The 20,468-nt window shown below is 69.2% G+C and carries 13 protein-coding genes and 2 pseudogenes; 8 read left to right on the top strand and 7 right to left on the bottom strand.

Going from position 1 to position 20,468, the window contains the following annotated elements:
- Positions 1 to 1,040: 1,040 nt before the first annotated feature.
- From ElP_RS39345 to ElP_RS05365, 4 genes are all read right to left on the bottom strand, one after another.
- Positions 1,041 to 2,072 (bottom strand): undecaprenyl-diphosphate phosphatase, encoded by a 1,032-nt coding sequence (locus ElP_RS39345; RefSeq protein ID WP_145267654.1) that lies wholly within the window; start codon positions 2,070 to 2,072, stop codon positions 1,041 to 1,043.
- Positions 2,073 to 2,119: 47 nt separating this feature from the next.
- Complete coding sequence (gene pgsA / locus ElP_RS05375) at positions 2,120 to 2,725, bottom strand: CDP-diacylglycerol--glycerol-3-phosphate 3-phosphatidyltransferase (protein WP_145267653.1); 606 nt, start codon at positions 2,723 to 2,725, stop codon at positions 2,120 to 2,122.
- A 107-nt stretch (positions 2,726 to 2,832) separates the two neighbouring features.
- Positions 2,833 to 4,278, bottom strand: a complete 1,446-nt coding sequence (gene rimO, locus ElP_RS05370) for a 30S ribosomal protein S12 methylthiotransferase RimO (protein WP_145267652.1) — start codon at positions 4,276 to 4,278, stop codon at positions 2,833 to 2,835.
- Between the two features lie 110 nt (positions 4,279 to 4,388).
- Positions 4,389 to 5,240 carry a sugar phosphate isomerase/epimerase family protein gene (locus tag ElP_RS05365; protein ID WP_145267651.1) on the bottom strand — a complete coding sequence of 284 codons (852 nt, stop codon included), beginning with the start codon at positions 5,238 to 5,240 and terminating at the stop codon, positions 4,389 to 4,391.
- Between the two features lie 169 nt (positions 5,241 to 5,409).
- On the opposite strand from ElP_RS05365, the gene ElP_RS05360 reads away from it, so the two are divergent.
- The 4 genes and pseudogenes from ElP_RS05360 to ElP_RS05345 all read left to right on the top strand — a co-directional run.
- Entirely contained in the window at positions 5,410 to 6,252 is an 843-nt protein-coding gene (locus tag ElP_RS05360; RefSeq protein ID WP_231749502.1) for an HAD family hydrolase, read from the top strand.
- A gap of 65 nt (positions 6,253 to 6,317) precedes the next feature.
- Positions 6,318 to 7,256 carry an NUDIX hydrolase gene (locus ElP_RS05355; protein ID WP_145267649.1) on the top strand — a complete coding sequence of 313 codons (939 nt, stop codon included), beginning with the start codon at positions 6,318 to 6,320 and terminating at the stop codon, positions 7,254 to 7,256.
- Between the two features lie 146 nt (positions 7,257 to 7,402).
- The gene (locus ElP_RS05350; RefSeq protein ID WP_145267648.1) at positions 7,403 to 8,494 is read left to right on the top strand and encodes a sugar ABC transporter substrate-binding protein; all 1,092 of its coding nucleotides are present in this window, start codon (positions 7,403 to 7,405) and stop codon (positions 8,492 to 8,494) included.
- A 30-nt stretch (positions 8,495 to 8,524) separates the two neighbouring features.
- Positions 8,525 to 9,454, top strand: a pseudogene (locus ElP_RS05345) (di-heme-cytochrome C peroxidase); the annotation flags it as partial.
- Between the two features lie 41 nt (positions 9,455 to 9,495).
- On the opposite strand, the gene ElP_RS05340 reads toward ElP_RS05345, so the two are convergent.
- The gene (locus ElP_RS05340; RefSeq protein ID WP_145267646.1) at positions 9,496 to 10,803 is read right to left on the bottom strand and encodes a lactate racemase domain-containing protein; all 1,308 of its coding nucleotides are present in this window, start codon (positions 10,801 to 10,803) and stop codon (positions 9,496 to 9,498) included.
- A 251-nt stretch (positions 10,804 to 11,054) separates the two neighbouring features.
- On the opposite strand from ElP_RS05340, the gene ElP_RS05335 reads away from it, so the two are divergent.
- Entirely contained in the window at positions 11,055 to 12,764 is a 1,710-nt protein-coding gene (locus ElP_RS05335; protein WP_145267645.1) for an ATP-binding protein, read from the top strand.
- 22 nt (positions 12,765 to 12,786) lie between these two features.
- On the opposite strand, the gene ElP_RS05330 is transcribed toward ElP_RS05335, so the two are convergent.
- A complete protein-coding gene (locus ElP_RS05330; RefSeq protein ID WP_145267644.1) occupies positions 12,787 to 13,266 on the bottom strand; it encodes an acyl-CoA thioesterase in 480 nt (159 codons plus the stop codon).
- A gap of 629 nt (positions 13,267 to 13,895) precedes the next feature.
- Between ElP_RS05330 and ElP_RS05325 the strand changes: the two genes are divergently transcribed.
- Positions 13,896 to 14,789 (top strand): tyrosine recombinase XerC, encoded by an 894-nt coding sequence (locus ElP_RS05325; protein WP_145267643.1) that lies wholly within the window; start codon positions 13,896 to 13,898, stop codon positions 14,787 to 14,789.
- 337 nt (positions 14,790 to 15,126) lie between these two features.
- Positions 15,127 to 16,665: a sigma-54-dependent transcriptional regulator gene (locus ElP_RS05320; protein ID WP_145267642.1), complete on the top strand. Its 1,539-nt coding sequence runs from the start codon at positions 15,127 to 15,129 to the stop codon at positions 16,663 to 16,665.
- A 647-nt stretch (positions 16,666 to 17,312) separates the two neighbouring features.
- On the opposite strand, the pseudogene ilvB reads toward ElP_RS05320, so the two are convergent.
- Positions 17,313 to 19,036, bottom strand: a pseudogene (gene ilvB, locus ElP_RS41060) (biosynthetic-type acetolactate synthase large subunit).
- Positions 19,037 to 19,374: 338 nt separating this feature from the next.
- On the opposite strand from ilvB, the gene ElP_RS05310 reads away from it, so the two are divergent.
- The gene (locus tag ElP_RS05310) at positions 19,375 to 20,199 is read left to right on the top strand and encodes an SDR family NAD(P)-dependent oxidoreductase (protein WP_145267641.1); all 825 of its coding nucleotides are present in this window, start codon (positions 19,375 to 19,377) and stop codon (positions 20,197 to 20,199) included.
- The last annotated feature ends 269 nt before the right edge of the window (positions 20,200 to 20,468 follow it).

Genomic DNA, 20,468 nt, shown 5'->3' with positions numbered 1-20,468 from the left:
GCGCCAGGGGATGGGCCCTCGCCTCGTCCCAGTCGGGCCGGAGCCGGCCATTGCGGAGGAGCCGGCCGAGCAGGTCGGCGTCCCAGTCCTCGACCGGCACCCGCATCGCGAGGCGGAGGGCCTGCGACGCGGCGTCGGAGGACACGGGCCTCCCCTTCCCCGAGGAGACGGGCATCCCCCAGGCCCGGAGCGTCTCGAGCATGGCGTCCGACTGGTCGTCCCAGGTCCGGACGAGGATCAGCAGCTCCTCGGGCGGCTCCCCGTCGTCCAGGAGGCCCCGGGCCCAGTTCGCCGCCACCCGGGCCAGGCCGTCCCCGGTCGACGCCCCCCGGAGGGCAATCCCCTCGGGACGGTCGACCCGGTCGACCCGACCGTCGCCCGAGGCGTCGTCGCGGAACAGCGCGCGGCCCAGGGAGACTAGACCGGCGGGTCGGTCGTCGGGGGGCTCGATACGTTCTTCCAAAAAGCCCCAGGAAAGGAGACGCTCGCGGAACCGGGCGGCCGGGGCGTCCGCCTCGGCGCGGCTCGGGTCGCCGTCGAAGGTGAGGACGACGCCGACCTGCGGGACCGAGCGGTTCATCGCGTCGATCGCCAGGCGGACCGGGCGATCCTCGGTCGGGGGCTCGACCAGGATGAGGCGGTCGGCCCGGCCCCAGGCCGGCGGGAGTTCCTTCATGAGGCTGAAGACGGCCGAGCCGTACGCCCGGAGGCCTGCGTCATCGACGGCCCGGAGGGCGGCGAGCACCTCCTGATAGCGCCGATAGATGCGCCGAAGCTCGGCCTCGACGGCCCCGCTCGGCGACGGCAGGTCGTCGGGGGCACGGCCGGCGGCCATCCAGGGCGAGATGCGGCGGGCGACACGACGGCGAAAGCCCGAGGAGTCGGCGACCGAGGCGGAGACGGTCAATTCGCCGGCCGAACGGGCCCGGTTGATCGCCTCCCGGAGCGCGGCCCTCGCCCCGGCCGGGGACAGGCACCGGAAGGGATCGGCCAGGCCCGCGCCGAGATCCCCCCAGAAATCGTCCCAGCAGACGACGCGATCACCGGACGATCGGGCGGGGCGAGCCCCCGAGAGTGCCAGGCGGCGGGCCAGTCGATCGCGGGCCAGCGGCGTCGCCGTGATCCAGGTCGCCCCGCCCCGGTCCGATCTCGCCCGATCGATCCAGCTCGACCCCGGGGGGCCCGTCCAGAGTCTCCGATCGGCGGCCTTGCCCAACGGTCGTCCCCCCCGATTCCGTCCCCGATCCTGACCAAACGCCCAGGCTCGAGGTGCCGAGCACCGCGGCCGAGAGCAACACCAGGTATACAGAAAAATACCAGAGGCGACCCGATCGGACAATCCGCACCAGCCAGACGATCGCCCCGTACCCGACCAGGCCCGAGAGGGCCGTCGAGGCGGCGGTCAGGGCGATGGCCACCGGGGTGAGGGATCGTCCGTCGAGATCCCTGACCTCCAGGACGGCCGCGCCGAGGATCGCCGGGACGGCCATCAGCAGGCTGAAGCCGACGGCCCAGGACCGGGAGAAGCCGAGGGCGAGGCCCGCGGCGATCGTCGAGCCGCTCCGGCTGATCCCGGGCGTGATCGCGACGGCTTGTGCCAGGCCGACCAGCAGGGCGTCCCTCCAGGTCGTCTGCGAGGGGCCCTTGGTCCCCTCCCCGATCCGGGAGGTCGCCAAGAGGAGGGCCGCGGTGATGAGGAAGGAGTAGCCCGGGACGAGGACGCTCTGGAATGCCTCGTCGACCGAGTCCTTCAGCGTGAGCCCCACGACGACCGCCGGGAGGGTCGCCACGACCGCGAGGAACCCGTTACGGACGACCTTCGACCGGCCGGGGCCCCCCGAGATCAGCTGCCGGGCATCCGCCCGGGCGTCGCGTCGGTAGTAGACCAGGATGGCCGCGAGCGTCCCGACATGGAGCATCACGGCGAAGAACAGGCCGTCGGGCCCGGACTCCACGGCGCCGATCGATCGGAAGAGCGCGGAGGCGATGGCGAGGTGGCCACTGCTGGAGACCGGCAGGAATTCCGTCAGCCCCTGGAGGACGGCCAGGGTCAGGGCTTCGGTCGGGCTCATGGGGCGGGTCGACTCGGGGGGGGTGGCCGGTTCGCTCCGGCGGCCGATCAGGACGCAGGACGGCCCTCTCGGAGCCGGGGAGCCGCCGCCACGAAGTACTCGATCCCACTATAGATCGTCAGCAGCACGGCCGCCCAGAGCAGTCCATCCCGGGCGATCGACACCCAACCCGGCGCCCCGGTCCCCAGCGACAGGGCGAGCAGTGAGGCGACGATCGCGGCGCATTGGAGCACGGTCTTCATCTTGCCTGCCCATTTCGAACCGAAGGCCACCCCCCTGCCCTCCATCATGCTCCGGAGCCACTGGATCACCAGCTCTCGGATCACGATCACCGAGGCCATCCAGGCCGAGACCCCGGACTCCGGCTCGGCGACCAGGAAGATTAGGACGGAGGCGATCAGCAGCTTGTCGATCATCGGGTCGAGCTGCCGGCCGAAGGCGGTCGCCTGGTCGAGCAGTCGGGCGACGTAGCCGTCGAGCGTGTCGGTGATCGCGGCGATCAGGAAGACGACGAGCGCCCATCCGTACCGATCGGCCTCGATCAGCCAGAGGGCCGCCGCCCCGAGGAACAGCCGGGCCACGCTCAGGGCGTTCGGGATGTTGACGATCCCCACCGTCTTCTTCGCCGTGCTCGGACCGGCCTCGACGCTCATGACGAGCCCCTCCTCGGTGTCGCGGAACGGTCGGCCCGGCCCGCAGGCCGACGCCCTCGGTCGATCGGGAACCGGGAGAAGCAAACCCCGGGCCTCGAGATGACCGATCAGCCAGGCAAGATCGTGAACGGGGAGGCAGGCGGGGCCTTCCTGGGCTTCGGCCTAGCGCGGATCCTCCGCCTCGGGGAAACCCCCTTCACCGGCCGGGCCGTCAAGTCATACCCCTCGGAGGAGAGGATCTCGCACGGCACGAGATCCCCCGGCCTGAGGTCGCGGTCCCGGACGAAGACGAGCCCGTCGACGTCCGGGGCGTCCGCGTGGGATCGACCGGCCCAGACCCCCGGCCCCAGCTCCGCCGGCGCCGGGGCGTCGATCAGGACCTCGACCGTTCGGCCGACGAGCGAGGCGTTGAACCCGAAGGCGATCGGTTGTTGCGCCTCCATCACGCGGTCCCGACGCTCCGTTCGGACGTCCTCGTCGATGTGGCCCGGGAGCTTGGCGGCGGGGGTGTCGGGCTCGAACGAGTAGGGGAAGACGCCGAGCCGCTCGAACCTCGTCTCCTTGACGTAATCGAGGAGTTCCTCGAATTCCGCTTCCGTCTCGCCGGGGAAGCCGACGATGAACGTCGTGCGGAGCACGAGCCCCGGCATCGCCCGGCGGAGCCGTCGGATGATCTCCTCCGTCTCGGCCCGGGTGTGGCGCCGGTTCATCATCTTGAGGAGGCGATCGTTGATATGCTGGAGCGGCATGTCGAGATACGGGATGACCTTCTCGCAGCCGGAGAGCGCCTCGTACAGCTCGTCGGTGAAGTAGTTCGGGTAGTTGTAGAGGATGCGAATCCAGCGGATCCCGTCGACGCGATCCAGCTCCCGGAGCAGCTCGGCCAGCCGGGGGCGGCCGTAGAGGTCGACGCCGTAATAGGTCATGTCCTGGGCGACGAGATTCAGCTCGACGACGCCGTCGGCGGCCAGCTCCCGGGCCTCGGCGACGACCGACTCGATCGACTTGGTGACGTGCTTCCCCCTCATGTAGGGGATCGCGCAGAAGGTGCAGAAGCGGCTGCACCCCTCGGAGACCTTCAGGTAGGCGAGGTGCCGGGGGGTGATTCGGAGGCGGGCCGTGTCCTCAAGGGCCCGGATCGGTGCGGGGTTGAAGATGGTGCGCTGCTCGTCCAAACCGCCGAGGATGCGGTCGGCCGCCCTGACGACTTCCTCCCTGCCGAACACGCCGATGACCTGGTCGACCTCGGGGACCTCCTCGAGCAGCAGATCCTTTTGCCGCTCGGCCAGGCATCCGGCGACGACCACGCCCCGGATCTGCCCGGCCCGCTTGCGGTCGATCATCTCCCGGATGACGGAGAGGCTCTCGTCGCGGGCGGCGTCGATGAAGCCGCAGGTGTTGACGATGACCAGATCCGCCCCGTCGGGGTTCTGGACCGGCACATAGCCATCCTGGGCCAGCAGGCCGAGCATCCGCTCGGAATCGACGGTGTTCTTCGGGCAGCCGAGGCTGACGAAATTGAACGTGCCTTTGATCGGCGGGGTGGAACTCATCGGCGATCGCGTCTTGGAGAGGGTCGGTTCGGGAGGGACAGGGCCGGGCGAGGGGGTGGGAACGGCTCCTCGGCGGATCGATCCAACGTAAGGATTGGTGAGGGATTTCGTCAAGGGGACGGAGGACCGAGCGTCCGCCGAAGGCCGTCGAGGTTCGCCCTGAGCTGGGTCTCGGCGTCGGCCTCGGGGACGTGGTCGAGGATGCCGACGGGGCCGTGCCAGCCGCTCTCCCGGATTACCCGGAGGAGCCGGGCGTCCTCCTCGCCCTGGCCGATGACCAGGATCTTACGTCCCTCGGCCTCGCCGCCCGGATCCATGCCATTGAGGTTCAGGGCGAGCAGGCGGGGCTTCATGAATTCGAGCAACTCGGGGAACCGGTCGAGGTGGGAGTGGCCGTGGTGGAGGTTGTAGACGAGGCCGACGTTGGGCATCCCGAGGGCCTCGATGACGGCGACCTGGTTCTCGGGCTCGCCGAACCAGCCGCCGTGGTTGTAAAGCGCGACCTCGCTGCCGATCTTCGCGGCGGCCTCGGCGATCGGACGGATGCGGGCCGCCTCCTCGGCGACCCGGGCCGACCGCTCCTCCGGTGAGGGGGTCGGGGCGCCACCACCGGTGACCCAGAGCTGGGGCGTCAGGCCACGGGCGGAGAGCCGGTCGAGCAGGAATCGCGCGTCCTCGTCGAGGGAGGTCGGGAACCAGAGTGCCGTCAGCTCGATCCCGTGCCGCTGCAGGGCATCCAGCTCCTCGTCGAAGCTTGGCAGGTGTTCCGCCCTCCAGTCGTAGGCGAGTCGCCGAATCCCGAGCCGTTGCAGCATCTCGGCCCGCTCCCGGGGGCCTCGATGGGAGGCGTCGAACGGGACGATGCACCAGGCGACGAGGTTCTCCCGGTCGAAGAGGCCGGGATCCTGCACGGGTATGGACGCGCTGGGCAGGGTCGCCAGCAGAAGGATCGCGGGGGTCATGGCGGGGCTCCGGCGGTTCGGCCGACGGGTCTCGATCGCGTCGGGCCCATTCTATCGCATCGGGAGACCGGGGGAGACGGGGCGCCGGGCTTGATTGCCGAGCGGGGGCGGTCCGCCTACCATGTGGGTCCCCGGACGCTCGACGAACGATCCGAGAGTAGAGTCAGGAATGCCCTCGTATAAGCTGCTCGCGCTCGACGTGGATGGGACGCTGATCGGCCGGGACGGCCTGGTGCGTCCGGCCACCGCGGCGGCGGTCGCCCGGGCGTCGGCGGCGGGAATCCGGCCGGTCCTCTGCACGGGGAGACGCTACCGGAGGGCTCGACCGGTGGCCCGTCAACTCGGCCTGGACGCGCCGTTGGTGTGCAACTCGGGGGCGCTGGTCAAGGACCCGGGCACCCACCGGACGCTGTGGCGGGCCGACCTCGGGGGTGAGCTGATGGTCGCCGTGCTCGACGTGCTCCGCTCACGGGGCGAGCCGGCCGTCTCGATCGTCGACCACGAGGAAACGCCCCCCGACTTCCTCATCCCCGCTCGTCCCACCGGCCGGCACCTGTTCGACGACTACGTGGAGCGGAACGGGCAATACGCCCTGGTCGATCCGGACTGGATGGACCGGCCGGAACGGGGCTCGCACTTCCACCTGTTCGCCGTCGGGGAACGGGACGCGATGCTGGAAATCGAGGCGTTGCTGCTGCTCGCTGCCCCCGGGCGCCTGCGGACCTTCGTCCTGCACACCTCGGCCTATCGGGGGGTGATGTGCGAGGTGCTCGATACCGAGGCGAGCAAGTGGTCGGCCGTGTTACACCTGGCGGAGCGTTGGGGGATCGGGCCGGATCAGATCGTCGCCGTCGGGGACGACGTGAACGACCTGCCCATGATCCGGGGGGCCGGGCTCGGCGTGGCGATGGGGCAAGCCCCGGAGGTCGTCCGCGAGGCGGCCGACCTGGTCGCCCCCGGTTTCGAGGACGACGGGGTCGCCGCGCTCATCGACGGGGTGCTGCTGGCCTGAGCCGCTCCCTTGCCAGTCCGCCTCGGATGGGCGATCGTGTCCCTCTCACCCGATGGGACCCGACCATGCCTCCTTTGCCAGACCCTTCCCCGCCCCCCTCGGCACGATCCCAGCGGCCCGCGTCCTGGGCCCGGGAGCCGGAGGGAGACACCTCGATCGAGGAGAACTGGCTGTTTCGCCTGAGGCGGGAGCGTTATCGGTCACGGTCGTCGGGCGAATCTCACGACTATTACGTCATCCACCTGGCCGACGCGGTCAACGTGATCGCCCTGACTCCCGACCGCCGAATCCTCCTGGTCGAGCAGTTCCGGGCCGGTTCGGCGCAGGACAGCCTGGAGACACCCGGGGGCCTGCTCGACCCCGGCGAGGACCCGATGGAGGCCGGCGCCCGCGAATTGCTGGAAGAAACCGGTTACGCGGGGAATGAGCCGGTCCTGATCGGGACCGTCTGGTCCTGCCCCTCGCTCCTGACCTCCCGGATCACGACCATCATGATCACCGACGTCCGTCGGGTGGCCGAGCCCGAATGCGACGCGGGAGAGGAGTTGCGCGTGGAGCTCGTCCCGGTCCGGGAAATCCCCCGGCTGATCCGGGGAGGGAGGATCGGACACGCGCTGGCCGTGCAGGGGTTGCTCTGGTGGCTCGTCTCCGAGCTGCCGGACACCCCGTTCGAGCGTCCCGAAGTCTTCCGGCCCGGTTCGAGGCAGTTCCGGATCGGATCGATCATGGCGGCGGTGGCCGCGGTCGGGGTGATCCTGGGGGTCCTGCGATCGATCGTGACGACGGCCTCGATCGGTGCCTTCTTCTTGCTGTTCGTGATGATGCTCGTCCCGGCCTTCGTCGTCGTCGACCGGGTCCTCGACCCGATCCCCCGGTCGATCCTCACCCGCTCCAACCCGAGGATCGGCCGACGGGGCCTGATGCGGCTGTTGGCGACGGTCGGCCTGAGCCTGATCCTCTGGCTGGCCGGGCTCCTCATCCTGATCGTGGCGACCCGCGGTTGACCCATGACGACCGCGACGGGGTCCGGGGATTCGCCGTATAATCGGCCCACCCAGGCGGCCCGCCACCGGGTCCGGGACGAAGGTGCCCCCGACCGGCAGTCACCGGTGGGTCGCCCGAACCCAGCCTGTCGGAGGCGCGGACACCGATGACCCGATCCGTCGTGACGATCCCCGCCGGGCTGGCGATTTCGCTGATGTTGCTCGTCGGTTGTGGCGAGTCGGGTCCGGCAGAGAAGGCCCCCGGCGGAGATCAGGAGGTCGCGTCGCTGGCCGACCTGGTGGGCCCCCCGGCGGCGTCGGTCGGGGCGAGACGAATCACGATGATCCTGCCATCGGAGTCGGATCCCCGGCACGAGATCTGGGAGGAGGCCGCCCGACGGGAGTCGGCCCGATTGGGCGTCGTCTTCTCGTCTCGGATCCCGGCCGAAGGTGAACGGGTTGCGGACCTCCTGCTGAGGTCGATCCGGGAAGGGGGTTCCGCATTGATCGTCGTTTCTGACGAGGGCGGAGGGCTCGGCTCGGCATCGGCCGAGGCAAGAGTCAGGGGCGTGGCCGTCGTCACCCTGCTGGAGCCCTCGACGATCGAGGGGGATCCGGTGCCGGCGGTCGTCCGGGGGGAACTGGGGACGGCGGCGGGGGAGCTGGTGGCGGCGGCGGTCGAGGACGCGTCGAAGCTCGGCAAGCCGGCCTCGGGGCCGGCACTGGTCGCGTTCATCCCGGACTTCCCCGAGGCGAATCAGCGGGCTGGCGTCCTGTTCGAAGCGGCGAGAGAGGCGGGGATCGAGCTGATCGGGGATGAACCGTTCGCGGCGCCGACCGACGAGCCGGCCAGGACCGAAGCGATCCGGGGGCTTCGGGCCTCCCATCCGGGGCTGTCGATGGTGCTGGCCGGCGACGACGCGAGCCTGATCTCCGCGCTCTCCGTCAGGAACGAGGGGACCGATGCGGACCGGTTCGTCATCGCCGGATTCGTGATCAACTCGAACCAGCTCGAATTCGTGAAGTCCGATTTCGTGTCGGCCGTCGCCTTCGCCGACGAGCAGGTGCTGGGCATTTATGCCGTCCGGACCGTCCTCGACCTCGACGCCGGGGAGGAGGTGCCCGATCGGATCGTGACCCCCCTCCCAGTCCTCCGGGCAACCGGTCCCCCGGCCCCGATCCCTTCGCTGCTCGACCCCGAAGTCGAACTCCCCCCGGGCCTGCGCGGCGGAGCGGTGAAGCCCCGCCCTCCGGGTTGATGAGCCGCCTCGGCGGGCAACCCGCTCGGGAGGAACGTCGGCGAGGTGCTCGGCGTCTTCGCGCAGGCCCGGTTCGCCCCCGGACCGGATCGGTTCACCTCCTCGGTCCGGCTCGACCAGCTCCATGAGCTGGAGGAGTGGGTCAAGGGGTTGCGATCACCGAGGTGGCCGGAGCACCTGGGAGGACCCTACACCATCGATCCAGGGCTCGCCGCCAGGGGGGAGAAGCTGTATCGGTCGAATTGCGTGGCGTGTCACGCCTTGAGGGACCCGGACGGGCGGTTCCCCCAGAACCTGGACGTCGCTAGCGAGCTGGACCCGAACGTCATCCGGGTCGTCGCCACCCCGCTCGAGGTATTGAGAACCGACCCGAAGTTTCTGATGAACTTCGGGGCGAAATCGTCCGCCGACTCGCTGGCGGACCTGGTCAGTGCCGGTCGGGACGACCAGGTTCCACGCCCCGCACTCCTGCAGGCGGTCGTCCGGCAGGTCATCGGTCGGACGCTGGCGGAACAGGGGCTCACGCCAGGCTCCGAAGAATTCCAGAGGAGGCTGGCGCAGCTCGGGGGATTCCGGCGCGCGGCCGGCGCGCCCCCGCTCGGCGGTCGGGGCTATAAATCTCGCCCGCTGGATGGGGCCTGGGCCACCGCCCCCTACCTCCACAACGGCTCGGTCCCGAACCTGGAGCAGATGCTCCTCCCGGAGGAGGACCGGGTCGATTCGTTCTACCTCGGCAGCCGTCGCTTCGACCCGGTCCGGGTCGGGTTCGAGACCGGGCCAGGGCAGAGACGCTTCGAATTCCGATCCGAGCAGTCCGACGGGTCACACCTGGCTGGCAACTCGAACCTAGGCCACTCCGGCCCCCGGTTCACGCAAACCACCGGGCAGGACGGAGCGTACCGAGACTTTCTGGGAGAGGAACGGCGGGCGTTGATCGAATTCATCAAGACGATCGAATAGCCCGGGGCTCCCTCCCCCACCCTTCGATCGCTCGGCCAGGATCAGTGGCCACCGTAGGCGCCGGAGGCACGTCGGCCTCGGACGGATCTCGGGAAGAGCTGCTCCTGATCAATCGAGCCGGAGGGGTCGAAGGGGACCTCCAGGAATTCGGTCTCGAATTCGAGATGGGGGTGGGACTCGACGTCGGCCTTCATCGCCGGGGAGACCCAGAGAGTGTCCACCTCCAGGGTGTTCGGGATCAGGACGAGCCGCGCCTCTTCGGGGCGGATGCGCCAGCAAGTCTCGAGGCTGACTCGGAGGACGTCCCGGTCGGTGGGCAGGGTGATCGGGATCCGGGCACGCTCCAGGAAGCACGAGGTCAAGACGTTGATCCGGAACGGTTCGGGATCCATTTTCTCGACGATCCGCTCCGTCGCCAGGTCGGCGAAGCCGATGCCGACGATGTTGCCGTGGCTCTCCTCGGAGACGTCCAGGACGGCGAGCCGGGTGACCTTCGGGCGCTCGAAGTCGGGCATGGTCTCGACCATCAGGCGGCCGATGACGTTAGGATCCATGCCCGCTCCGGAGTAGTTCTTGCCGATCTCGCCGACGACGAGGACGTCGATCTGGTCGAACGGCAGTCTGCCCATGATCTCCCTGGCGCGCCGGAGCAGGACGGGCTCGACATCCAGGATGGTGTCGGGCTCGACGGCGATGATCTCCGCGGGCTGCTCCTCGGCGTTCTCCAGGATCGCCAGGCCGAGGGCGAACTTCGTGTGCTCGACCAGGAATTTGCCGACGGCGGGCAGGACCTCCCGCATCCCGACGAGGCCGAGCGTGTGGATCTGGGAGGCCCCCTCGCGCTTGCCCAGGCCGATGACCATCATCTTCAGGATGCCGGACTCGTACTCGGAGGTGAAGTCGGTGTGCGGCTTCACCCGGTTGAGCAGGACGATCCCGTCGGCTTCGTAGGCATTCCGGTCGAAGTAGATGGGCAGCCCGACGGGGCTGGTGCCGAGCACGACGGCATCCATCTCGGTACGGACCTCGACCCCCATGCGTTCCGGGGTGATGCCGTAGCCGGCGAGCAGTTCGCGCTGACCCTCCGCGGTCGCGCCGCCGTGGCTCCCCATCGCCGAGACGATGAACGGGCGGAAGCCCATCGCCCTCAGCTCGTCGACAGCGGCCCGGGCGATGGCCGGGATCGCGGCGATCCCCCGGCTGCCGACCCCGACGGCCACCCTCCCCCCCACCAGGACCCGATCGGCGATCCGGCTCTCCCGGATCCGGCGGCGGACCGTGCCGGGGACGTCCTCGACGCGGGATTGCGGAATCGACTGACGGACTCGGGCGATCGGGGGGCACTCCATCGGGGAGAGACCTCGTGGGGGATCGGTCGGGGGCAACGCAACGGGATCGGCAGCCCGATCAGCCGGGAACGTTCCGGCGGCCTCCCCAATTAGAATCCGGGGACCTGTCCGCGACAAGTCGATCGACGCCGACGGGACTCCGACGCCCTCCGGCCGGGTTGACGGCCATGAGGACGGCGGGATAGCCTGACCCCTGGGCAGGTGGCCGGGAGGCCCGGTCGGTCCCGCCCGAGCCCTGGGAGAGGATCACCGTGGCCTCGTTGCTCGTCGTCCAGGGGGCCGATCGGGGCAGGCGGTTCTCGCTCTCAGACCGACCGACCGCCCTGGGCAGGGAACGCTCAAGTCCGATCCGCCTGCATGACAGCGAGGTCTCTCGCCGCCATGCCGAGGTCCGGCCCGAGGGGGATGCGGTTTTCCGGCTCGTCGACCTCGGCTCGGCCAACGGGACTTTCGTGAATGGCCTGCTCGTCGATCAGGCCACGCTCAGGCCCGGCGATCGGGTCCAGATTGGCTCGACCGTGCTCCTCTTCGACTCCAGCCCGGCCGCCAAGGACGACCTGACCGACCGGGTCGACCTCCTCGCCCTCGCCCGCGCCGAGGATCGATCGGAGATCGTCCGGAGCCTGCCGGTCGGGCATGGCCAACCGATGCTCGGCGCACCGGAGTCGGCCGGGGAGTGGCTGAAGGTCCGGCTGGCCAACCTCTCGGTGATGTATCAGGCGACGCGGGCGATCAGCCACGTGCTCGATCCCGATGCCCTGCTGCCCCAGATCCTCCAGCTCGTCTTCGAATCGATCGGGGCCGACCGGGGCGCGATCCTGCTCCTCGACCCGGGGGGGGCGCTCGAGCCGAAGGCCGTCCGGTGGCGAGGGCCGGCCGATGACCCGGAGGAACGCATGCGAATCTCCCGGTCGATCGTCGACCACGTCCTGACCGAGGGCCAGGGGGTGATCACCCTCGATGCTCCCGTCGACCGCCGGTTCGGGCCCTCGCAGTCGATCGTCGACTATGGGATCCGCGAGGCGATCTGCGTGCCGGTCCAGGGGAGGCATACCACCCTCGGCGTGCTCTATGCCGACGTCCGAGGCTCCCGAGAGGTCGAGGTCGAGGGCCCCGATCGGGGACGACCCAAGGGGAAATTCACGCAGGAGCACCTGATGCTGATGGTCGCCATCGGTCACCAGGCCGGCCTGGCGATCGAGAGCACCAACTTCTACCGGGACAAGGTGGAGGCCGAACGGCTCGCCGCCGTGGGCCAGACGATCGCCACGCTGAGCCACCACATCAAGAACATCATGCAGGGGATCAAGGGCGGGAGTTACCTTGTCGAGATGGGGCTCGATCAGAAAGACGAGACGATCACCCGCCGGGGCTGGGGGATCGTCGAGAAGAATCAGGCGAAGATCTATAACCTCGTGATGGACATGCTTTCCTTCTCCAAGGACCGTGAGCCTGCCCTGGAGCCGAGCGACCTGAACGAAGTGGTCGGCGACGTGGTCGAGCTGATGCAGGCGAGGGCCGCCGAGTTGTCGGTGTCCCTGGAATGGCGGCCGGCGGCCGACGCGACGACGCTCCACTTCGACCCGGACGGCATCCACCGGGCGATCCTGAACATCGTGACCAACGCCCTCGACGCCGCCGAGGGGAGGCCTGATCCCAGGGTCATCATCTCGAACCGATTCGACGCCGATGCACAGACCGCCTTGGTCGTCGTCGAGGATAATGGGATCGGCATCCCCGAGCCCGAGCAGGCGACGATCTTCGAGGTCTTCGCCTCGACCAAGGGCTCCCGGGGCACCGGCCTCGGATTGCCAGTCTCGGACAAGATCGTCCGTGAGCACGGCGGCCGGATCGTGGTGGACTCAACGCCGGGGGTGGGGTCGAGGTTCACCGTCGAGTTGCCGATGAAGGGTGCCGAGGAGTCGGGCGACGACGACCCGTTCGCCACCGCCGCCGAATAGGCCGGTCCTGCCCGCGGTCGATTCAACCGTCCGCCGCATCCCTGCGGACCCGGACGGTGAGCAGTCGCTCGGCCCGCCTTCGGATCTCCAGCCAGCCGGGGGGGAAGGGTCCGATGCTCGGCGACGCGTCTTCGGCGATCGGCAAGGGGCGTCCCCGAAGGTCGACCTGGACGAACTGCATCAGGCCGTCCATCCAGTCGGCCGACCGCCCCGAGAGCGGGACGCCCCGCAGCGCGATGACGACCTGGGCCCGGGTCCGATTCACTTCCCGGCCCCTGAGCTCGACGACCCGGCCGACCGGGACGGGCTCGTAGCATCGCAGGTCCAGTACCCGCTTCAGCACGAGATTCGCCGAGTCTCCCAGCACCCGGTAACCGGTCGCATACGCCGCCTCCAACGCCAGCGAGAGCAGCACCCCGGCATAGAGGGTGCCGTGGTGGTTCGCGTCTCTCGGGAGGATCAAGCGATGGGTCAGGGTCTCTCCCTCGCCCTCGGGTGCCATCGCGATCTCCTCCCCGGATCTCGACTCGGATCGCCCGAGGGTAACACGCCCGGTCGCGACCGGCAACTCGACCACCTCGACAATGGCCCCGGTCCGGACCCGCCCCTGCCCGAGCGACTCTCCTCCGGGTTTCGCACTCGCTCATCCATCGTCGATTCCGAACCGTGACTTAGGATTCACCGATCGTCCATCGACTTCGGTCGGCGGGGAGATTCGAATTCTACTGGAGAGTTCCCCGAGTCATCAGGACCCGACCATCCTCTCGGACGGTCGGGTCCTGATGGCTCGGTCGAGGTAAACCACTCCTCGGTCACAACCCGGTGACCCCCTCGTAAGGTCGTGTGCCTAGTAGAATGGGTATCGTGAGTCGGGTCATGATGTCTCGTACGCTAGATACGCTTCGCCGACCCTTTATGAGCTTAATTACGCAATGACGCCCCCCCCTGTGAGTCGAACGGTGGCATTCGGGCACATGAGCCCGGCATCGGATCCCGGGAGGGGAGCGGCCGGGGGGTGCGGACTGTCGTCGAGGCCGACGAGAAGCCGATCAGAATCGGTGGGCGGTATGCTCGAGGAATCGGGCGGCCGACGCCCGGGGTGGTCGGCCCTCGCCCGAGGAGTCAGCAGCGATGAGGCACCCGGCCGTTGCCGCGTTCCTGGAGCACCTGAAGCGAGAGCGAGGGGCATCGGAGCACACGCTCCGGGGTTACCAGGGGGATCTCTCGGTTTTCCTGGAGTTCTTGCGCGAGTCCTCCGGGGGGAAGCCCGATCCGGATCCGATGGCGGTCGACCCGAAGCGGCTCCGAGCCTTCTCGGTCTGGCTGGCGGGTCGAGGTTACGCGTCGGGGACGATCTCCCGGCGGCTGGCGAGCCTTCGGTCGTTCTTCAAGTATCACCGCCGGCAGGGCTCGGTCCCGGTCGACCCGACAACCGGACTCCGCAATCCCAAGCAACCCAGGAGGCTGCCGAGGGCGCTCCGGGTCGAGGACGTGATTACGCTACTGGACTCGATCCCGGCCGGTTCGCCGCTCGAAATTCGAGACCGGGCGATGTTCGAGACGCTCTACGGGGGTGGACTCCGGGTCGCCGAGTTGGTCGGCCTGGATCTCGACGACCTCGACGCCGAACGCGGAGCCGTCCGGGTCCGGGGCAAGGGACGCCGCGAGCGGCTGGCGCCGATCGGGCCGGAGGCGGTCGGCTGGCTCGCCCGATGGCTGGGCGCCCGGCGACCGGCCCGTGCCGACGAGCCGGCGATCTTTCTCAATCGGTACGGGCGGAGGCTCTCGACCCGGAGCGTCGACCGATTGTTCCGAATCAGGTTGTTGGCGATGGGGCTGGACCCCAGGGCCAGCCCGCACGCCCTTCGTCACAGCTTCGCGACGCACCTGCTCGATCGCGGGGCGGACCTCAGGAGCGTTCAGGAACTGCTGGGCCATCGTCGCCTCACCACGACACAGGTCTACACGCACGTCTCCCGGGAACGGCTGATCGAGGCGTATCGTCGAAGCCACCCTCGTGCCTAGGTTCCCCCCATCCCCCTCGCCGGCCCCCCTTGACGCCCGGGACCGCGTCGGATCCCCTTTCTCCCTCCCTTACCCTGTCCCCCGGCCTTGGACCGCCTGGTACGGATGAATCGCGGTCCCCGTTGTCGCCGCCCCAGTTCGGGGCCGGCCCCTGTCAACCCCGCCGACGGGGTCATCGTGCCCCCGGGCCTCCCCCGCCGCGCCGTCGCGGCCCGGATCGATTGCCTCGCTGACTGACGCGTCGTGCCCGGTTCGAGCCGGCCGAAGGGCTTCGGCCATTGCGGAGGACGCTGGAGCCCCGCCGGAGCTGGCGGTGGCCTTGCATCGAGACGCTTCCATGAAAGAAACACGCATCCTGATCGTGCACCCCGACTCGTCGGCCTGCATGCTGATGACCTCGATGCTCCAGACGCTCTGCGTGCAGCTGGAGGAGGCCAACAACGACCGGGCGGCCGTCCGCCGCCTCGAGCGGGGCGAGGTCGACTTGATCATCGCCGGGGTCGATCCGGACGACCCCGACGCCCTCGAGCTGTTGCACTACGTCAAGCGGAAGTTCCCCGCATTGCCCGTGGTCCTGCTCTTCTCGGTCGGAGACGCCGAGCGGACCCGGGAGGCCCGCCAGCGGGGCGCCGACGCCGTGTTGCGGTTCCCGCTGCCCGCCACGCAACTCCGGGCAGCGGTCGCCCAGGTGCTGGGGAGGAGCGACCTGGCCCCTCGGCCCTCCCCCGCGTCATCGACGGCCGTCCCCCTCGGTCACGGGTCGGTCAACGGATCGGGCCCCTCGCAATCGTACCCGAGATCGAGGGCCGAGGATCCCTCCGTCGGTCACGGTTGGACTGTGGTCGACGGCGGAGGGCCGCCGGCCCGGTCGGGATGGCCCGTCCCGCAGCGAAGCGGCGAGGGGGCGGTCCTGATCGGGGAGGACGAGAGCCTCCGCCAGGCGATCGAGCTGGCCGAGTCGATCGCCCAGACCCGGGCCCCGGTGCTGATCCAGGGCGAGCCTGGGACGGGCAAGAGCCTGGTGGCGCGAACCCTCCATCGGCAGAGCCCCCGGGGACTCGGGCCCTTCGTCGAGGTCCGATGCCTGGGGGAATCCGCCGCCGAGATCGAGCGGACCATCTTCGGGGAACGTTTGATGGTCGGCCCGGCCGTCCCCGGTGAGGTCGAGCGGGCGCGGGGCGGCACGATCTACATCGATGATGTGGCGGCCCTGGCCCCGGAGCTCCAGTCCAAGCTGCTCCGACTGCTCCGGGACGGCGAGTATGAGCCGATCGGATCGGTCCGCCCGGAGCGGGCCGACGTCCGGCTCGTCCTGGGGACCCGGGAAGAGCTGCTGGAGCTGGTCGACCGGGGCGGCTTTCGCCAGGACCTCTACTTCCGGATCAGCGTCGTCACGCTCAAAATCCCCCCGCTCCGACATCGGGGTGCCGACATCGACCGACTGGCCGAGCACTTCCGTTTCCGGGCCGCCCAGCGGTTCGACCGGCCGGTCAGCGGCTTCAGCCCGGAGGCCCTCCTGCTGCTTCGTCGCTACCACTGGCCAGGCAACGTCCAGGAACTGGAAGCCGCGGTCGAGCGGGCGGTGCTGGTCTGCCGCGGTAGGCAGGTCGAGCCGGCCGATCTCGGGCTCGCCGCCACCGGCCCCGGGGCGATGAGCCCCCGCCCTGCCGTCGACCGCAGCCGGGCGGCCGGGCAGATCCGCCCGCTGAAGGAGGCGCTCGAGGAGCCGGAGAAGCGGATCATCCTCGAGGCACTCGAGGCCCTCGGCTGGAATCGCCAGGAGACTGCCCGGGTGCTCGACATCAACCGGACGACGCTCTACAAGAAAATGAAGAAGTACGGATTACTGCTCGAGGAGCCCGCCTGGGCCAACTGAGGGGCGGGTCCCCATCGGTTGGCCCAGGGCTGGCGACGGCCGTCGCCGGGGGATCACCTCCGACGCCGGCCGTCGTCGCGCGCAGACGGAGGTCGAGCGAGTGCGGAGCATCCCTCGGTTTGGGTCCGTCCCGAGACACGGACACCTCTGGAGGGGGGCCCGGGCGTCGCCCGGATGGGCCGGTTCAGACAAGCAGGCCTCACCGGCGTAAGCCGCCCCAATGTCGGGGCCGCGAGGATTCGACCCCTCTCGTCCCGACCGGCCCGGGCGGCACGCACCGGTCACTTAACCCTAACATGCGGAAGAGCCGGCGAATTCGAACCGACTTCGTCGGGTATTCGGCCGGATCTCAATCGCCCTCCGAGCGACGCGGGGCCGCCGCCCGGAAGGCCCGACGGGCTCTCTCCGGCTGGACTCCCGGTCCCGGGGCGTCGGCCCTCGGATGGGGACCGTACCGATCCCGCTCCCCGGACCTCGCAGGCCTGCTCACGAGGCCTTGCGTCCGGCACGACCTCGACGGCCGACGTGCACGCCTCGGGCTGATCCGCGACGAGGCGGATGGCCGTCGCGTAGGCCCGATCAAGGCCCACCAGCACCGACCGTCGGGCGGGCCGCTGCTGGTGGTCATCGACCGGGCCGGCGATGCTTCAATTCTTGATGATTTCCTTGACCGTCGCGCCCGCCGGGATCATCGGCAGGACGTGCTCCTGGTAGGGCACGAGCACGTCGAGGACGAAGGGGCCGGGTTGGGCGATCATCTCCTTGAGGGCATCGACCAGTTCCGCCTTGCGGCGGACCTGACGGGCGGCGACGCCGAATCCCCGAGCCACCGTGACGAGGTCGGGGTAGGTGATCTCGGGGAGCTCGCCCGCCCCCTTGCCGACGGCCTCGGGGTGGTCGATGGGACCGAGGTAGGTGTGGGCTCGATTGCCGGCGAAGAAGCGGTCCTCCCACTGGACCACCATCCCCAAGTGCTGGTTGTTCAGCACGATCACCTTCACCGGCAGCTTCTCGCAATGGACGGTGGCCAATTCCTGGATGTTCATGACGAAGGAGCCGTCGCCGTCAATGTCGACCACCAGCTTGTCGGGGAAAGCGGCTTGCATGCCCATCGCGGCGGGCAGCCCGAATCCCATCGAGCCCAGGCCGCCGGACGTGACCCAACTCCTCGGGTGCTTGAACCGAGTCCACTGGGCGGCCCACATCTGGTGCTGGCCGACGCCGGTGGACATGAGGAATTCGCCGTCGGTGAGCTTGGAGAACTCGTCGATGACATGTTGGGGGAGGATCGCATCATCGCGGTCGGGGTAGGTCATCGGGTCGGCGGCACGCCATGCGTCGACCTGACGGTGCCAGTCCCTCCAATCGCCGGGCTCGACGATCGGCGTCAGGGCGGCCAAGGCCTCCTTGACGTTGGCGTGGACGGGGATGTGGGCGAACTTGTTCTTATTGATTTCCGACGCGTCGATGTCGATATGGACGATCTGGCCATGCTTGGCGAATTCGGAGAGCTTCCCGGTGACCCGATCGTCGAACCGGACGCCGAACGCCAGCAGGAGGTCGGCCTCGTTGATCGCGTAGTTGGAGTAGACGGTGCCGTGCATGCCGAGCATGCCGAGCGACAGGTAATGGTCACTGGGGACCGACCCAAGCCCTTGCAGGGTCATCGCCACCGGGATGCCGGCCTTGGCGGCGAACTCGCGGAGCTCCTCCGCGGCCCCGGAGGCGATGACGCCCCCGCCGCAGTAGATGATCGGCTTGCGACTGGCCCGGATCGCCTGGACGACCTCCCGGAGCCGCCCCGCATCGGGGGGGGGGGGAGGTGGTAACCGGGCAGATTCATCGGAGGGTCGAAGTCGGGGTCGCGGATGACGGTGTTCTGGATGTCCTTCGGCACGTCGATGAGCACCGGACCGGGCCGGCCGGTCTTCGCGATATGGAAGGCCTCCTTGACGATCCGGGGGATGTCACGGGCCGACTGGACGAGGTAGTGATGCTTGGTGATCGCCCGGCTGACCTCGACCATCGGCGTCTCCTGGAACGCGTCGGTCCCGATCACGCCGGAGGGGACCTGGCCGGTGATGGCGACCAGGGGGAGGCTGTCCATCTTGGCGTCGGCCAGGCCGGTGACCAGGTTCAGCGCGCCGGGGCCTGAGGTGGCCATGACCACGCCTGGCTCGCCGGTGACCCGGGCGTATCCTTCGGCCGCAAAAATCCCGCCCTGCTCGTGGCGGGGGAGGATCGTGCGGATGGTGTCCCGGTAGCGCGTCAACGCCTGGTGCATCGGCATGCTGGCGCCGCCGGGGTAGGCGAAGACGACCTTGACGCCGTGCCGGGAGAGCGACTCGACCAGGGCCTCGGCCCCGGTCATCGGATTCTGTCGGGTCTGCGGCTCGGTCTCGGTGATCGTGGCCACGGCGTGCCTCGTCTGGTCACAAGTCAAGGTCGATGATCCGGATCGGCCCGGGGGCGAGGGCCGGTCTTCGACGGCGTATGGTGAACGCATCATCCTACGAAATCGAGCGCCCGGAGCACAACCATCGAGGTGGCGATCCGGCTTCGCGACGGGCCCCGGCCCGGCGAGCCGGACACGCCCCGTCGTCCCTTGGTTCGGTGGATTCGCCGGGGGGTGAGCCCCCCGTCCTGGTAGCATGCCGCGAGGTGTCACGAGGCCCCGCCCCCACCGGCCGAGCATCGAGGACGGCGAAGATGACACTCAAGACGGCCCTCGTCACGGGGGCATCGGCCGGCATCGGCCGGGAATTGGTCCGGCGACTGGTCCTGGACCGGAGCCTGACCGTCCTGGCGACGGCGAGGCGAGAGGATCGCCTGGAATCGCTCCGGGCCGAACTCCCACCGGGGATGGTCCTCATCGAGCCGGGGGACCTGGCGGACGAAGGGTTCCGCGCACACCTCTGGGGCCGATCGATGGTCGCCTTCCAGGGCGGGCCGGACCTTCTGGTGAATAATGCCGGAATCGGCCATTACGGAGCCTTCGAGGAGGAGACCGCCGAGACCCTCAGGGCGATCGTCGAGGTCAACCTCATCGCCCCGATGGACCTGGCCCGGCGGGCGATCGGGCCGATGAGGGCAAGGGGAAGCGGCCAGGTACTGTTCGTGTCCTCGGTCCTCGGGTTCGTCGGTCTGCCCTACTCGGCTGCATATGCGTCGAGCAAGCATGCGGTCAATGGTCTGGTCCAGAGCCTCAGCTACGAGCTCCGGGGCTCGGGTGTGCGAGTCTGGGCGAGTTGCCCGAATCGGACGGAGAGCGAGTTCCACGCCGTCGCCCTGGGGGAACGGCCCGGGGATGCTCCCCGCCGGGCTCCCCTCGCCGAGCCGACCGCCCGGGTCGCGAAGTCGATCGTCCGAGGGCTCGATCGGCGGTCGACGTTCCATTTCCCCGGGAGGTCGGCTCGCTGGGTCGTCGAGGCTCATCGGCTGCTCCCCAGGCCGTTCGATTGGTTCATGGGTCGATGGTCCCCCGGCCATTTCAAGCGAGAAATGGACCGCGCACGGACGAGCACCCCAAAATAACAATGCCATCTTCACCGATCGTGATGTCGACTTCCGGCAACACCCCGGGGAAAACCTTGCATCTGCCACCGTGGCCAGATGTCATCGTGTAAACTCTATCGAAATGTGGCCGGACGAGGTCCCCTGCGGCCACTTGAGCGGAGAATTCCCCAAGCCGCTCCCCCCCAGATTCGCACCGCGCCACCCTCCAGACCTCGTTGAAATCGACCGCAATGATCGGTCGACATGCCCCCGGTCCCGAGACCGGGACAAGGAATCTCCACGTGAAT

This window comes from Tautonia plasticadhaerens (assembly GCF_007752535.1).
GTDB classification, from domain to species: domain Bacteria; phylum Planctomycetota; class Planctomycetia; order Isosphaerales; family Isosphaeraceae; genus Tautonia; species Tautonia plasticadhaerens.
Note: the sequence above shows the minus strand (reverse complement) of the source record. Positions and strands in the feature narration are given on the sequence as shown.

Coding starts and splice junctions, on each gene's coding strand:
- ElP_RS39345 (WP_145267654.1), bottom strand. CDS start 2,072: ATGAGCCCGACCGAAGCCCTGACCCTGGCCGTCCTCCAGGGGCTGACG.
- pgsA (WP_145267653.1), bottom strand. CDS start 2,725: ATGAGCGTCGAGGCCGGTCCGAGCACGGCGAAGAAGACGGTGGGGATC.
- rimO (WP_145267652.1), bottom strand. CDS start 4,278: ATGAGTTCCACCCCGCCGATCAAAGGCACGTTCAATTTCGTCAGCCTC.
- ElP_RS05365 (WP_145267651.1), bottom strand. CDS start 5,240: ATGACCCCCGCGATCCTTCTGCTGGCGACCCTGCCCAGCGCGTCCATA.
- ElP_RS05360 (WP_231749502.1), top strand. CDS start 5,410: ATGCCCTCGTATAAGCTGCTCGCGCTCGACGTGGATGGGACGCTGATC.
- ElP_RS05355 (WP_145267649.1), top strand. CDS start 6,318: ATGCCTCCTTTGCCAGACCCTTCCCCGCCCCCCTCGGCACGATCCCAG.
- ElP_RS05350 (WP_145267648.1), top strand. CDS start 7,403: ATGACCCGATCCGTCGTGACGATCCCCGCCGGGCTGGCGATTTCGCTG.
- ElP_RS05340 (WP_145267646.1), bottom strand. CDS start 10,803: ATGGAGTGCCCCCCGATCGCCCGAGTCCGTCAGTCGATTCCGCAATCC.
- ElP_RS05330 (WP_145267644.1), bottom strand. CDS start 13,266: ATGGCACCCGAGGGCGAGGGAGAGACCCTGACCCATCGCTTGATCCTC.
- ElP_RS05325 (WP_145267643.1), top strand. CDS start 13,896: ATGAGGCACCCGGCCGTTGCCGCGTTCCTGGAGCACCTGAAGCGAGAG.
- ElP_RS05320 (WP_145267642.1), top strand. CDS start 15,127: ATGAAAGAAACACGCATCCTGATCGTGCACCCCGACTCGTCGGCCTGC.
- ElP_RS05310 (WP_145267641.1), top strand. CDS start 19,375: ATGACACTCAAGACGGCCCTCGTCACGGGGGCATCGGCCGGCATCGGC.